This window comes from Psychrobacter frigidicola, from assembly GCF_007997305.1.
Taxonomy (GTDB): domain Bacteria; phylum Pseudomonadota; class Gammaproteobacteria; order Pseudomonadales; family Moraxellaceae; genus Psychrobacter; species Psychrobacter frigidicola.
This window is the reverse complement of record NZ_VORZ01000003.1, coordinates 260,498-275,432: the sequence shown is the minus strand read 5'-3', so window position 1 is coordinate 275,432 and position 14,935 is coordinate 260,498. Positions and strand designations below refer to the sequence as shown.

At 40.5% G+C, this 14,935-nt stretch carries 13 protein-coding genes and 2 pseudogenes; 8 read left to right on the top strand and 7 right to left on the bottom strand.

Annotated features, from left to right (window positions below; all coding sequences use genetic code 11):
- Nucleotides 1–45: 45 nt before the first annotated feature.
- From ES754_RS10390 to ES754_RS10360, 7 genes are all read left to right on the top strand, one after another.
- A complete protein-coding gene (locus tag ES754_RS10390) occupies nt 46–1,284 on the top strand; it encodes a tyrosine-type recombinase/integrase (RefSeq protein WP_147224117.1) in 1,239 nt (412 codons plus the stop codon).
- Between the two features lie 114 nt (nt 1,285–1,398).
- Nucleotides 1,399–2,151, top strand: a complete 753-nt coding sequence (locus ES754_RS10385; RefSeq protein ID WP_147224116.1) for a hypothetical protein — start codon at nt 1,399–1,401, stop codon at nt 2,149–2,151.
- Between the two features lie 125 nt (nt 2,152–2,276).
- Nucleotides 2,277–2,561 (top strand): helix-turn-helix transcriptional regulator, encoded by a 285-nt coding sequence (locus ES754_RS10380; protein WP_147224115.1) that lies wholly within the window; start codon nt 2,277–2,279, stop codon nt 2,559–2,561.
- A gap of 2 nt (nt 2,562–2,563) precedes the next feature.
- Nucleotides 2,564–2,812, top strand: coding sequence for a helix-turn-helix domain-containing protein (locus ES754_RS10375; RefSeq protein WP_147224114.1), 249 nt, complete (start codon nt 2,564–2,566; stop codon nt 2,810–2,812).
- Nucleotides 2,809–3,336: a hypothetical protein gene (locus ES754_RS10370; RefSeq protein ID WP_147224113.1), complete on the top strand. Its 528-nt coding sequence runs from the start codon at nt 2,809–2,811 to the stop codon at nt 3,334–3,336. The genes ES754_RS10375 and ES754_RS10370 overlap by 4 nt, the downstream gene beginning before the upstream one ends.
- A 135-nt stretch (nt 3,337–3,471) precedes the next feature.
- Nucleotides 3,472–5,610, top strand: a complete 2,139-nt coding sequence (locus ES754_RS10365; RefSeq protein ID WP_147224112.1) for a DUF3987 domain-containing protein — start codon at nt 3,472–3,474, stop codon at nt 5,608–5,610.
- 450 nt (nt 5,611–6,060) lie between these two features.
- Nucleotides 6,061–6,531: a hypothetical protein gene (locus ES754_RS10360; protein WP_147224111.1), complete on the top strand. Its 471-nt coding sequence runs from the start codon at nt 6,061–6,063 to the stop codon at nt 6,529–6,531.
- A 761-nt stretch (nt 6,532–7,292) separates the two neighbouring features.
- Here the strand turns inward: ES754_RS10360 and ES754_RS10355 are convergent.
- The 5 genes and pseudogenes from ES754_RS10355 to ES754_RS12515 form a co-directional block, all read right to left on the bottom strand.
- The gene (locus tag ES754_RS10355; RefSeq protein WP_147224110.1) at nt 7,293–10,562 is read right to left on the bottom strand and encodes a type I restriction endonuclease subunit R; all 3,270 of its coding nucleotides are present in this window, start codon (nt 10,560–10,562) and stop codon (nt 7,293–7,295) included.
- 39 nt (nt 10,563–10,601) lie between these two features.
- Entirely contained in the window at nt 10,602–11,222 is a 621-nt protein-coding gene (locus tag ES754_RS10350; RefSeq protein WP_147224109.1) for a hypothetical protein, read from the bottom strand.
- 35 nt (nt 11,223–11,257) lie between these two features.
- On the bottom strand, nt 11,258–12,013 hold the full coding sequence (locus tag ES754_RS10345) for a hypothetical protein (RefSeq protein ID WP_147224108.1): 756 nt from the start codon (nt 12,011–12,013) through the stop codon (nt 11,258–11,260).
- A gap of 13 nt (nt 12,014–12,026) precedes the next feature.
- On the bottom strand, nt 12,027–12,242 hold the full coding sequence (locus ES754_RS10340; RefSeq protein ID WP_147224107.1) for an SEL1-like repeat protein: 216 nt from the start codon (nt 12,240–12,242) through the stop codon (nt 12,027–12,029).
- 277 nt (nt 12,243–12,519) lie between these two features.
- Nucleotides 12,520–12,597, bottom strand: a pseudogene (locus ES754_RS12515) (type I restriction endonuclease subunit S); the annotation flags it as partial.
- A gap of 39 nt (nt 12,598–12,636) precedes the next feature.
- Between ES754_RS12515 and ES754_RS10335 the strand changes: the two are divergent.
- Entirely contained in the window at nt 12,637–13,368 is a 732-nt protein-coding gene (locus tag ES754_RS10335) for a hypothetical protein (protein WP_147224106.1), read from the top strand.
- 73 nt (nt 13,369–13,441) lie between these two features.
- On the opposite strand, the pseudogene ES754_RS10330 reads toward ES754_RS10335, so the two are convergent.
- Together ES754_RS10330 and ES754_RS10325 are read right to left on the bottom strand one after the other, a co-directional pair.
- Nucleotides 13,442–13,752, bottom strand: a pseudogene (locus ES754_RS10330) (hypothetical protein); the annotation flags it as partial.
- Between the two features lie 207 nt (nt 13,753–13,959).
- Nucleotides 13,960–14,886: an Abi family protein gene (locus tag ES754_RS10325; protein WP_147224104.1), complete on the bottom strand. Its 927-nt coding sequence runs from the start codon at nt 14,884–14,886 to the stop codon at nt 13,960–13,962.
- Nucleotides 14,887–14,935 lie beyond the last annotated feature (49 nt).

Below are 14,935 nucleotides of genomic sequence, written 5' to 3'. Positions count from 1 at the left end.
GTATATTTTGCGGTATATTTTATACCGTAATGGAAATATACCGTCATGTCATTAACTGATAGCCAAATCAAACGCTTAAAACCTACTGATACTTGCACCCCCAGCCGACCTGATAAATACAGTGATGGTAATAATTTGCGTCTATGGGTTCGTAGCACGGGCAGCAAGGTATGGGTAAGTGACTATCAGTATGAAACCAAGCGCCAAAGCCTGACTATTGGCAAATATCCAGCCATGAGCCTAGCCGATGCACGCCAGCGCAACCAACAGATAAAAGGTTTGATAGCGCAAGGTATCAACCCAAAGCATGATAAGAAGCGCCAACAGGCAGACATTGACGGTACAAAGACATTTGATGCCCTAGCGCAACGCTGGCATGACGATCGCAAAGCACACATTGCCCCCACTACCTATAGCCGTGACTATTCACAGTACCAGCGCGATATTAAGCCTGCCATTGGTTACTTGAACATAGAGGACATAACCGCGCCTAATATTTTGGCTATTGGTAAAACAGTAGAGGCACGAGGCGCTACTGATATGGCTAGGCGTGCGATACGGCAAACGGGGCAGATATTCAAGCAAGCCATACGTGAGGGATTGATAACCCATAACCCAGCCAATGACCTAACCGAAGCCTTACAACCGCATAAGGTGAAGCACCATAGCCGTATCACTAGCCAGCAATTACCAAAGCTACTAAAAGACATTGATGCTTACGGTGGTGATCTATTAGTAAAGTTAGGCTTTTGGTTTATGTGCTATACGTTTGTGAGAACGCAAGAACTACGCTTTATGGAATGGAGTGAGATAGATTACAAAGCCAAAGTATGGCGTATACCAGCCAATAAGATGAAAATGGATAGACCGCATTTAGTACCGCTTGCCCCTCAAGTAATGGCAATCTTAGAGCGGATCAAGGCGCTAGGGTTTTCGGATCAGTATGTTTTCTTTAATATCTCTACCCGTAAGCCCTACAGTGAGAACGCTTTTATTACTGCCCTATGGCGCATGGGTTACAAGGGCAGAATGACAGGGCACGGCTTTCGAGGGCTTGCCAGTACCACATTACATGAACAGGAATTTATGCACGAAGCTATAGAGCTGCAACTGGCACATGAGAAAGAAAACAAGATAAGCAAAGCATATAACGGGGCGCAACACCTACCCTATAGAACGGACATGATGCGCCAATGGGCAAATTATATTGATGATGCCTATGCTGGCAAGATTGATAACGTCATTCACGGTAACTTCAAACAGCAAGCACAGAAGCTGAGCTAAAGCTTAGCACCAACCATGCAAGGCTAGGACTAATTACCCGAAAGGCAACTATTCACACCCTTATGTTGTCAATGCCTTGCACCTACTTTGCTTTGAGGGTGTAGGGGTGTGAATATGAATGATGATAGTAAAAAAATCACTATGGAAGACGTTAATAGAAATTTACATGCAACCTTTAAAGTTATGATCAGTAAGCCTCTAAATAATGTCATAGCATGTGCAGCTTTTGCAGATAGAAACAATCCAAATGATTACGAGGACGTAATTAACCCCGAATATGAAGAACTTCTAGATAGTATTGAAAACCTCATACATAAGTATGTTAAAGACAATGATAATAAGATTAATTTCTCAACGTATGAAAGTACCTTTGATTCTCTAGAATTACTCTCTAAGAATTTCTTCTTAGAAGAGACACATAACATATTGGAAGATCTAGTATCTAAATATGAAAAGAAGATTTGGGCATGGGGAATACTTGCTGCCCATATTATAATGAATAGGGTGTTATCTTTAGCTGCTTTTGCTAATGGTCACTATCAAGTATCTTATTTATTTCATGAAACGGCCAAAGAGACTCACTTACATACAGTTTTTACAAACATACACTTTATGACGGCTTTAAAAAACGAACTATCACGTAGAAATAGAAAATCTAATGATGCTAGATGGAAAGGACATGTAGAGCAGCTAAGACGTCACTACTTAAGCTTAGATGAAATCCGACAAGGATCGTCAAATAAGAAGCAGACTATTAAAGCAGTGGCACAATGGATATGCGAACATCATAACGATGAACAATTAGAGCTTGAAACTATCAGAGATCATTTAAGTAAGGCAAGGAAAGGTATTTTCACCAATTCATAAAAATAGGGTATGCGTCGCAAACACTATTGCTTGCGACGCATAACTATTCCCTATATCTACCTCACCTCATAACATAGCGTCATGAACTACTACATAGTGTAGTGGTTCATCAAGGAGCTATAAATATGAGCGTACAAAACTTATCTAGCGCAGTTTCTGAAAAAAAATCTAAAGATATTGAGCAAACAGCCAATAACTTAAATACTCCTTATTTAGCACCGCAAGGCATGAGCCGAGCAAGCCAGCTTTTGCCCTTTTTACCGTTTGGCATTACTACCTTATGGGCATGGTCACGTGATGGACGCTTCCCAGCACCTATCAAACTTTCCTCTACTATGACTGCTTGGCGCAACGCTGAGGTATTGGCATGGCTGAACAATCAAACTACCTCTACTAGTAGCGAGGTGTAATCATGAATACAACGCAACCAAAGCAGAACTATAAGCAAATTATTCATAATCATATGCTGGGAGGTAAAACCATATCAACTATGGAAGCTTTCACACAGTACGGTATAACTTGCTTTTTACAGCGCATCAGTGAATTACGCGCCACTGGTGTGATTATCCAAGATGAAACTGTTAAACAAAATGGCAAGCGCTTTAAGCGATATTGGATAGATAAGCAAGCTAATGACCTATCTGATGAGGTGACGCTATGAGCAGATTAAAAAATATTTTAGAACCATATCTAAGCGAGTCTCACTCATACAGGTATGGCTTACCAATAAACTTTATTACTATTATGTTCTTTTTAAGTATCATAGGTTTATCATTATCATTATTTGTGTGTCAACAGCCACGCCCTAAACCGATTGCAAGTGAAGGTAACAGTCGTTACTATATAAATCTCTTTAAAAAACACGCAAGCGGCAAGCCAAGCCGTTACTCTTTGGCTTTTTTTGTGCCTGATAACAGTGTGGACTCTCAAATCCATTCTAAATATTCAAGCACAGCCCAAAAAGTGCATCTAAGCACAACAAGGGTGCAATCCCTCATATTTATGGCAGCCCCTCAATGCTTGCCAACAGACTATGAGGGGAAGACATCGCTTAATAAAATAGCCGTAAGGCGAATAAGCGGGGCGGTTGCTTGCGTGACCGAGAGTGATTCCTCTCACCCTATATTTATTTATAGCGTGATACCTACTCAAAAAACAGCGCAAGGAGGCTATTATCATGCCTAACTCAATCCGCACGACCTCACAAATTAATAACCTTAAACCAACTCATAAAGTCATTCACATATTATTTGATGATGTCTTGTCTATACTTAATTTAAATCAGAAAAGCTTTAGCTGTTTTTTGGTAAGGGGGACTCAATGATCCCTACAACACAAAAAAATACCAATGAAAAAGCCCATGCTGATGACACGGGCGGCTTCATTGAATATATAGCAGACTTTGACAATGCTACTTTAGAACAACGTGCACAAGATGCTAGTTTAAGCCAGCTAGACAGCTTGCATGATTTAGGCTTATCGACTAATCACATTGATAATACACGATTTTTGCATGACAATCTTAGCATGAGAGGCGGTAATAACAAAGGTGAAAAGGCAGGAAATACTAAGGGCGGTTTTGGCTTAGTGATGGTTAATAACAAAGCTGAGCCGGTTAATGTAGCTGCTTATATAACTAACAGTGATAACGTATCTTTTATATCAGATACCACACAAGCCAGTGCCTACGCTATCGGTTCTATGAATCAGAATAGCGATTGGTGGCTAGTAACTACTTTAAGTGATGCAGTAACACTGTATGCATCTTTAACGATAGATGATCCTAATGTTAGTGTGCTGGCTTGTCTTAATCCTAGTCTTTTTTATAAGACGCTTAAACATTTCTCAGAAATTAAAACAATTAAAATTACAGACACCGCTGAACATAGAAGCGTAATTGAAAAGCGGCTATCAGGTGTGAATGCTGTCTGTTATTTTACCGTTGATACCATAATTAACCGTTTAAATGATGGTGAGCCGATAAGCAATATTATTGAAGAGTCTCAGTTTATCGACTTATCAATATTGGCATGGGGCGAACCCGAACCATTAGCCAATGACCCAAGCCAGCCTACACTATACCCTATAGATGCGTTCAAAGGACTGCTAAAGAATGTTGTTCAGGCAGTGGCGCACTACTCACAAGTACCTGATGCAATGGCAGGTCAATGCGTGTTAGGCGCACTGGCACACATGGGACAACGTTTCATTGATGCACCGATGGGGCACGGTCACATGCCAACCAGTCTAATGTTAATCACAGAAGGCGAAAGCGGATCAGGTAAAACGCAAGCGATGGGCTTAACTCACTTTAAGATTAAAGAGTATGAGCGTCAGCAATACGCCAACTACTTAGATAATGTGGCAACGTGGGAAAGTGACAAGGCAAGCCTGAAGGGTAAAGAGCAAGCCTCTTTTATAGATGAAAACCCTAAACCTAAGAACCCTAAAACCTTGTTTGATGATGCCACCATTGAGCCGATATTAGATAGGTTTATCAGTGGTGAAATGAATAACGCATCATGGACGACAGACGAAGCAGGTCAATTCTTTAATGGTCACACCATGACAGGTGACACCGCTGGCAGCGCCTTATCAGCACTTACGAAGTTATGGAGTGATGGCGAAGTATCGCGGTTACGTTCGCAAAAGTCTGCTTATGCCACACCGCAAACCGATGCACATGGCGTACGCATGACGCTACTGCTACAAGGTCAACGGGTAGTATTAGAACAAGCACTCACTGATCCCTTGATGAATGGTCAAGGCTTTTTAGCCCGTGCCTTGATTGCTTGCCCGCCTGATTTACGAGGCAAACGAATATGGGATAATCCACAGCGTAGGAACGACAGCCCCTATGATAATCCTGACTTAATAGAATACTGGTTACGCTGTCTTGCCTTACTTGATCCATTACCAGCAAGCAAGCCCAATGACATCACAGGCACATCCCAGCGCATTAAGATGCAATGGGCAGACCAGCAAGCAGAACAAGTATTTTATAAGCACATGCAAGCGATAGAGAACCGCCAAGCCAACGGGCAGACATTGGAGTATCTAAAAGCGTATGCGTCACGTATGGCAGAGAACGCTAGCCGTATAGCGTCATTAATGGCATTTTTTGAGGGACGTAAGACAGTCACCATAGACGATATTACACGGGCTTTTATGTTGGTTGAATATTCTACAGCCGAACGCTTGCGCTATCTCGATGCAACCCCTACAGGTGAACAGAACGACAGTGAGAAGTTAAGCGGCTGGCTAGTGGATAAAGCCAAAGGCAAGCAGCCCCATAAATTAAGCAGGACTTATATAGCTAACAATGCCCCTAACCCAATGCGTAAAAACACTAAGTTATTACAAAATGAGTTAGATAAATTAGAAACCGCTAAACATATCAGGCAGGAAATAGAGGGGCGTAGCAAAGTGATATTTATTAATCCAAAGCTATACAATTAATATTAATGATATTTAAGAAAACTTGCTCAAACTGCTTAAATAGCCCCCAGCCTTTACAGCTAGGGGATTTATATTAAGACTGCCAAATCTTAAGCTTACTTAAACTGCTTAAACTCAGCTTAAAACAAGCCAATCTAAGACGGACTTAAGCAATTTAGGCAACGTTAAGCAAACGCTCACCTTAAGTTAATGCCTTGCCCATCATATACTACAGCCATTTTAAGCATTTTAAGCAGGTTTTCGTAGGTATAAAACTATATTGGCAGGTGTGACTTTCACCCAATGGGTGAACCTTCATTATAATTCTACAAGGTAGGCGTTAATCGTCTGCCTTTTTTCATTGCTGGCAAGTAAGCAGTGCTACAATCCATTTATTTACATCATATAGCGAGTTATAGAATGACATCAAAATCAGTATTCAGAAAAATAGGGGTTGGCATTAGTTTATCCATGGTTGTGACATTCTCAAACGCAGCTCTTAACTGCAAAGACGTTAAATATGGCAATGACAACTATCATGAGAATATGGAAGCCTTAGCTATAGAAGCGAGACTTAGAGATGGTTACTTCTCACGCTATCATGAAGGTGTAGTGTCGGAATTATGCGGTTATGGCGATGATGATATCGAAGGCTTGATAGACCGCGGTTATATAAGACGCTCGGAAGTGGAAGGTATTAAAGAAGCGCTTGGTCTTGATAGTCGTTCACGTGCTGGAAGAAATTATGAGTATGCGTGGAATAAGTTTAATTTCGAGACAGAATTATCGTCTGCTCAATCTGGAAATTTAGCTTCTTTCTATGCTGATGAACCTAATTCTGAATGCGGAAAGATGGCTAAACGCGCGTTAGCAGGCGACCGAATAGCAATAAGAAAGCTAGAAAAAGAAGATAGTATCTGTACCTCAGGTTATGAGGATTAATAAAATACATAACTATTCGTATTCATTAAAATATGTAACTGCTCATCACAATTAAAATGAAATAGTTAATAAAACTTAAACGTTTTTTTATGGCTGGCTAGCATATAAATTCACTTTTTAACGGTATTATTCCTTTTGAAACACGGGCACTAGATGGGAATCACTAAAGGCTAAATCAGCAAAATGGGAATCAAAAAAATTCCATCTTAAAAAGTGATTCCAAAGTGATTCCTCTGTAAATCCGGCACTATATAGATTATAGAAAATATCAGATAACTGTAGGGAATCACTTTTGAGCAAAATGGAATCAGTGAAAACTAAACTGGAGATTTTGTTTATCATTCTAAATTACGGCTAAAAAAGTCCATCATATAGATAGTTTTATAGCTATAAATCCTTATATTTTTTTGTGGCTGGTTAGCAGGTAAAGTAGTTTACCACTGGCATTATCTGCTATGAGAAAGTGGAACCAAAAAAGACTAAAACTGGAAAAATTGGAACCAAAAAAACTCTCCTAAAGGAGTTTTCCTAATAAAAACTCTTCTCCAAGGCAGCAAGGCGTTACGTTAGGAAGTAAATTAAATATTTATATGGAACCAAGATTAAAAAACAGATGGTTTTTTAATCTTGCCAAACAAGGACTTAAAAAGCATCTTATATAAATACTTTTATCAGCCAAATGCGCGCAAAGACTCTTAATTTTGCATACATTGAACGATTAGATTATCACCATATATTTTTCTAACACGATTCCCCCATTCCTAAGCATCCATCTTGTTATCCAACAAGAATCGCGTAAATTGCGCCAAGCGATTAGAGTCTGATAATAGCTGGCGTGTGATCTCTTGATAAGCGTCTTGACTGTCAAAGATAGCGTCTAGTGTGGCATCAGGGTAATCACCGAGCATGACTTTTTCAGCGGGATTATTGGCTATCTGCTGCATGACGATTGGGTTCTCATTGACCTTATCCCAAATAGTCTGCGAGTAGTTCAGCATGTCACTATCGGTCAGCTTTTCGGTATCGAACATCTCATTCAGACGCGCCACGATTTTAGATAGTAAGTCTTCTTCCTTATCTCTTGCCTTCCCTGCACCACCGCCGCCAGTTTGTAGCGGCTCGATATTCTCTTCTTGCAGCTTTAGGTCTTGTTGACGGAGTTTAGATAAGCGGTAATGACTCATAATGATATTGCTTAAATCCACTTCGTCTTCATCGTCTAGCTTCTCACGGAGCATAGGTTGCAAGTGACGGGCAAAAAGGCTCAGCTTTTCTAAGTCCTTATCGTCATAATCGACAATCTGCGACATAAACTCATAAGAACGCGTATAGGTGCTCAAATCCTTTTTAAACAGCCCTAGCGCGTCTTGTTCGACTTTATAGCCTCTATAATCGGTCTCAGCATTAGCAATCAATACCGCGTCCCCTGTCGCCTTGCTATGCTCAAGCAGCACCTTAGCGTTCAACGCTTGCTCGCGTGCTTCTTTATACTGCTTTTGCCAACGCTCAACGGCGGGCTTGCAGATATTACTAATGGCGGCATTGGATTTATTTTTAGCATAGAAAGCAATCGCAAACTGCTCAACCTCCGACCATTGAAAGATACCAGTGGCGCATAGCTTCTCATGTAGATCAAACACGCTGTCAGGGTCAGATACATCATCTAAGGTGGCATTTTTATAATAAGGCTGGAACGCTGCTAATATGTCTTCTGGCTCATTAAAGAAGTCGAGCACAAAGGTACCGCTGACTGACTTACCCGCATAGGTACGGTTTAAGCGGGAGAGCGTCTGCACACAGTCCACGCCGCCAAGCTTTTTATCGACATACATGGCGCATAGTTTGGGCTGATCAAAGCCGGTCTGGAATTTATTAGCGACTAGCATTACTTGATAATCGTCGCTATCAAATGCCTTACGCATATCACGCCCTTTTAGATTAGGGTTCATATTATGCTCAGTGAACTTTTGATCCAATAGTGCGCTGCTATCAGGGTCGTTAGCGGTAAAATTAACCTCTCCTGAAAACGCCACCATGGCATTGATGCCTTTATAGCCATGATCAGTAATATACCTATCAAACGCCATCTTATAACGTACTGCTTCTTTACGGGAGCCGGTCACGACCATGGCTTTAGCTTGTCCGCCGAGTAAGCCTTTAACGTGTTTATTAAAGTGCTCAATGATGACCTTAACTTTTTGCGCGATATTATGGTCATGCAGGCGTACCCAGTTATTTAGCTTAATTTTTGCGCGGCGGGTATCGACTTCTTTATCTTGGGCAGCCAGCTTTTGGCTCAGCTGATAGACCACTTTATAATTGGTATAGTTTTTAAGTACGTCTAAAATAAAGCCCTCTTCAATCGCTTGACGCATGGAATATACATGGTACGCAGCTGGCAAGTTATCTTTTGATGCTGGCAACTCAGGATTGGGAACGCGTCCAAACAGTTCAATGGTTTTGGCTTTTGGTGTGGCGGTAAAGGCGTAATAGCTCAAATTGGGGCTGCTACGGCGCGCGGCAATAGTGGCATCCAGCATATCCTCACTAGATAGCACCTTATCTTCATTACCCTCTTCTACATCACCAGACACTAATACTTCTTTGAGCTGGCGCGCGGTTGAGCCAGTCTGTGATGAGTGCGCTTCATCGGCGATAATGGCATAACGGCGTGATTTTAGAACGCTAGAGTCTTCAATAGCTTTTAGCACAAAGGGAAAGGTTTGAATGGTGACAATAATAATCGGTTGCGCGTTGACCAGTGCCGCAGCAAGCTTCTCAGACTTGGAACCGCCGCCGTCTTTATTATTAATCCGCCCGACCACGCCATCAGCATGTTCAAACTGATAAATGGTGTCTTGCAGCTGGTCATCGAGTACAGTACGGTCGGTAATAACAATCACCGAATGAAACTGCTTATCGCCGTCACTATTATATAACGTCGATAGTTGATGCGCCGTCCATGCGATAGAGTTCGATTTACCCGAACCGGCGCTATGCTGAATCAGATACTTTTGCCCTGCGCCCTCAATAACGGCATCATTGACCAACTTACTCACCACGTCCCACTGATGATAACGCGGAAATATTAAGGTTTCTTTTTTGGACTTGCGCCCTTCCCAGTCTTCAACATCCTCAATTTGCAAATGCACAAAATGCCCAAGGATAGCGAGTAGGTTCTCAGTGGTCAGTACCTCATTCCAGAGGTAATCAGTAGCATAACGACTGCTATCTGACGGCACATCATTACCCGCGCCGCCGTCCGCTGTGCCTTTATTAAATGGTAAGAAGTAAGTGCTGTCACCTGCCAGCCGTGTGGTCATATAGACTTCGTACTGACTGACAGCAAAATGCACCAATGCGCCACGCTTAAAGGTTAATAACGGTTCAGGCTTTTTAGTATCTGGGTCTTTTGGCTGGCGGGTCTGCTTATACTGGGTAATAGCATTGTCCACAGATTGCTTAAACTCAGACTTAAGCTCCATGGTCACCACGGGCAAGCCGTTAATGAGCAATACGAGATCAATGCGGTTACGCTTGGCGGTTTTGCCGTCGCTGTCATCACTCGCTTTGATGTGCGGGCTATATACTACTTCAGGAACGATACGGCAGATATTAGCCTGATAACGGGCGATAATATCAGGGTTTAAGCCATGCTCCGGCTTAAACTGGCACAAGCTAAAGCGCGCATTACGAATCTTTAGTCCGTGCCGCAATACGCCCAAGGTGCCATAGGTGCGCGAGGCTCTATCGGTAGCATTGATATCAGCTTTATTCAGCTGCTTAACCAAGGCGTCAATAAAATGGCGCTCACTATCGATGGGAAATACGCGGCAGAACTTATCCCACTCATCCGGCTGGGTTTTCTGCACAAAGTTGAGCGCGTCTTGCTCATACAGCGCGGTTTCGCGCTGATAACCGCTGGCATGACCTAACTGCCAACCGTGCGCTTGCATCTGGTTGATGATATCGGCTTGGAAGACAGTTTCGTAACTGACGTTATGGGCGTTAGCAGTGCTGGACTGGATCATGGTGGCGTTCTTATTATTAGTTTTAATTATGAGATAGACTTATGCGAGTAACCATACTTTATCAATCTCAACGATTTGATACTCTATTTGCTCGATGATTTGTGTTCTTAATAATTGCTGGCTGTCTAAACCCTCAACATATTCAGCATCCCAAGGATCAGTTAAGTCATACGCCTCTGTATAACGATAGAGTGTCCAATTGTAAAGATCTAACACTGCAGCTGTCTGGTCATTGTAGTGGCTTGAGCTACGGATGCAATTCTCAGGTTGTGTGTCCATCGCTTCAAACGCATCATCGTAGAAGTCTTTTATCTCATCGATAGCACATACGATTTGTGAGCGGCTGACGTAGTTTTCACGTAGCCAGATTTGCAAATAATAAGGAGTTTGCAACTCTTCTAGCGAGTCTCTCCATGACTGATAGATATTTTGCACATTTTTGATCAATAAATATTCACAGTCGCCCGTTGGCTCAGGATAGATACTATTAATCAAAGACAAGCGTGACCATGGATCTACCAAAAACTTAACGTAATCTCGCTTTTCTCGGTTTAACCGATCAACATCAAGAACTTTATTAGCTTCGCCCCATTGTTCAATAGTGCGCTTGCGGCGGTTAATGCCTCTTATTTTGCGATATCTTAATACGTTATTTTTCATGGCTATCTCGATTTTTTAGCTTAAATTAAGCCTTATTACTCATAACACGTCTGTTTAAAGCTCTTACCAAATAACGTTTTATTTAGTTTTTGCTGATTGCTAAAGACTTTTTCAGAATCAGCATGATAGACCTGTTCATTCACGCAGTTGCTAAAACCAAAGGTAATCAAATTAATTCTGGCGTACTTAGCAGGGTTACTGGCTTTTTCTTCCTGATAGCGGGTCATTGCAATATTGCGATACGAAGCTAATTGCTCAGCACCATGTTGCCCTTGCTCCTGAATTTGTTCCTCAACAAATTTCTTCCATCTGTTCTGCACCACCGTTTCGTTCTGCAATAAGGGCTCAATATACTGTTTACACATTTGCGGGCTTTGCTTGAGAGCTTCACGAGGATTCAGATAAGCTAGAATAGTTAATTGGTTTTGTTCATATTCACCGTCAATACTTTTCAGTAACTCTTGCTTATACCCTCGCGCTTCAGGTACGACATTAAGTCGCTCTGCATTACTCTTAACTTTTTTATATTCTTCAGTCAAAATATCTAGGTCTTTCATAGATAACTTGTCTAGAGCATCAATACTCATAGGTGGAAAGAAGCTATCTAGATTTGTTCTCGTTAAACCTTCTAATACAAAATGAGAGTTTTTAATTTGCGCGGCGCTGTATTTTTTAGTATTAAAGTCGCCTTTATAACTACAGTTGTCAGCCTCCCATTTATAAATTTGGGCTTGGGCGATAGTGGTGACTGCCATTGAGGCAAGTAATGCTGCTACGGTAAATGCTTTCATAAACTAAATCCTTTTAATTGTTGAGTATTTCAATTAACTTACCTTCAAGCGTATAGAGACTATTTAAGTATATCAGCGAGTCTTGATTACCTTGAGCCAAAGCCTTTTTAAGCCAATATTCTGCGGCTTCTATATCTTGAGGGAGTCCATAGCCTACTGAATAAGCCATACCTAGCATAACTTGCACTTCTGAATCGCCACTTTTAGCATCTGTATGACTCTGAGCCATTATAGCGTCAACTCTACCTAATCTGACGGGTGATAGCTGAGACTCGCTTGAGGATCGCCAAGCTTATTTAACGCAATCAAATTATTAAGATTCTGAGCCGCCATCGCTGATGAGCAACACCATAGCATGAGAACGATAATAATCTTTTATAAAACTGGCATAGTGTTCCCTTTTAATGGTCTAAATCTCAGCTGACTATTAACTCAAGTTTTTAAAAGTGTAGGATAATTTCTGATGATACTTAGAATTTACTCTTCTAAGTTTTATCAAGGGCTTGTCATCCCCTCACATCAATCTTACCCGTGACGGCAGCAGAAATTAAAGTAGTGCGGCGTTCTTGCATAAGTTGGATTGATTATGCGACTATTCAAACCTAATTCGAAGAGATTGCTTTATGGATATAACAAACCTACCTGATGGTATAAAGCCCATAGCAATAGCTATTATTATAATTGTTACTTTTGTACCTTTTCTTAAATTCCTTAAGGATACGTACATTGATTTTGAGATGTCAAAGTTTAAACAAATAATCAACACAAAGGACTATGAAGATGGTTTGAGCAGTGAAATGAAAGTAAGCCTTATGGACGCAAGAGATAGAGCAGTCTTTAAGAAATTATATGGCTTAAACCTTAGTAAAAAATATAGAGATATTGCACTAAAAATAGAGCGTCAATCTGATGTTAACATCGATTGTGAAGATATAAAAAAAGCTGCACATTATCTAGAATTTAAGAACAATAGTATTATCGTGAATTATAGGCCTTGGTTAATTTTTAAGCGAAGTTTTGCAAATACTTTAGGGTTTACATACTTTCTAGTTGGCATGTTAATTATACTTATTACAGTAATAATTTTTGTAATTAATGCTTTTGACTTACTTTCAATCAATATTATCGAAGTAGAGGATTTCATTTTTTGGGTTTTTATGGGGCTTGTTTATCTAACTGTTGCCTTTGATCAACTAAAAAAACAAGAAGCTTTAAAGACTGTTATCAAAATAATAACTCAATCTGAGAAGCTACCTAATTTGATTAGCGTAGATGAAAATTGGAGAGGTAAAGACTTCTTTAAGAAGCTAGGATTTAAATTTAAATCGCCAGACGAAATAAACTTTGAGCATTAAGATATAATTAACGTACTTCCATAAAGAACCTGAGAGAAGATAACTTTTTGATTGAGATGCTAGGCGTAGAAAGCGCGTTACGAATCCGTAAACCATGACGCAACACGCCAAGGGTGCCATAAGTGCGCGAGGCTCTATCGGTAGCGTTTATATCCGCTTTATTGAGCTGCTTAACCAATGCTTCAATAAAATGGCGCTCACTATCGATAGGAAACACGCGGCAAAACTTATCCCACTCATCCGGCTGGGTGGTTTCAGCGCGTCTTGCTCATACAGCGCTGTCGCGCGCTGATAGCCTGATGCTTGACCTAACTGCCAGCCGTGCGTTTGCATTTGGTCGATTATATCGGCTTGGAATACAGATTCGTAAGTGGTGTTAGGCATATTAAATCCATTTTTATTATTGTTTAGACTAATGAGTAGATTCATGGCGCATGAAGTACATCCTACAAAAACATAAATTACAGGTATTTATGTTAATTGACATAATAAGGTAAGCTGCGTATAATAGTACGCAATAACTCCCCTAGTTTTCCCAATCCATGTGATTGGATCATAAGACTAGGGGCTTTTTTTGTCTGGCTATTTTGTTTAGTCACCCTGCCATAACTGCCAAGAGTCGGGGTCTACATTGACACCCATTTGTTCCAAATAAACGGAATTATTTCCCACTTTCGGAAACTCATCTAGAAGTGCAAGAAAACGTTCGCCCCATTTTGAATTAGGGCAAATCACATCCAGCATTCTCTTCATCAAACAAAAATAAACAAATACTTTTTTGACTGATAAAGCTTGCCATTCGTCATCACTTAGCCCTTTTAGACTCGCTTTGAATACCATGGCTTTATTCCATAATCGGCTATGATGCGCTGATACATTACGTATAAAGTTAAAGGCATGTAGATGTGACTGTAAATGACTTCCACTTTGAAGATGATAAATTTTTGCAATTTTATCTTTATCGCTTTCTTTCATACCTTTGAATAGCGTTGACATGGTGCCAAAATCCCAAGTCTCGCAACTTACCCAAACTGGTAAGGCAGCATAATGTCGCGTGTGGTGATTAACAAAGGTATTCTTTTTTCTTTGCTCATTCTTTATTGCATCTATATGACGTGTAAGCCATTCTGAATGATTAAAATTTTCATCAAAATATTGGCTATCTAAATAAGCTATAGGACTGTATCGACCTAATGAATAACTGATATTGACCCGCAAAGCCACTTCAATCCGCTCTAAGCCATCTAAAGCCAGTTGCCTAAGTTTTTTATCAAACATATATAGGTTTTTAACATCTTCAAAATGGCTGCCCTCTATAAAGTTATCCAACTTATTGCTTGTATTATTAGGATCAAACTGCCTAAAAGAATATAAATAGCCGCTCAAACGATAATACCCAATAGTTTTTAAATAGCCCAAAGCTTTTTGTTCATTTTCAACAATTAGCCCACGCTTTTTTAGAAGCTCTAGCTGTTGACTAAAGCTTGTCCACTCTTTTATAGGTTTTTTGTTGACCATGTTTTTTCCATTCGTTGAAATTGATCTGGCAATATCATAAAAGTATAAG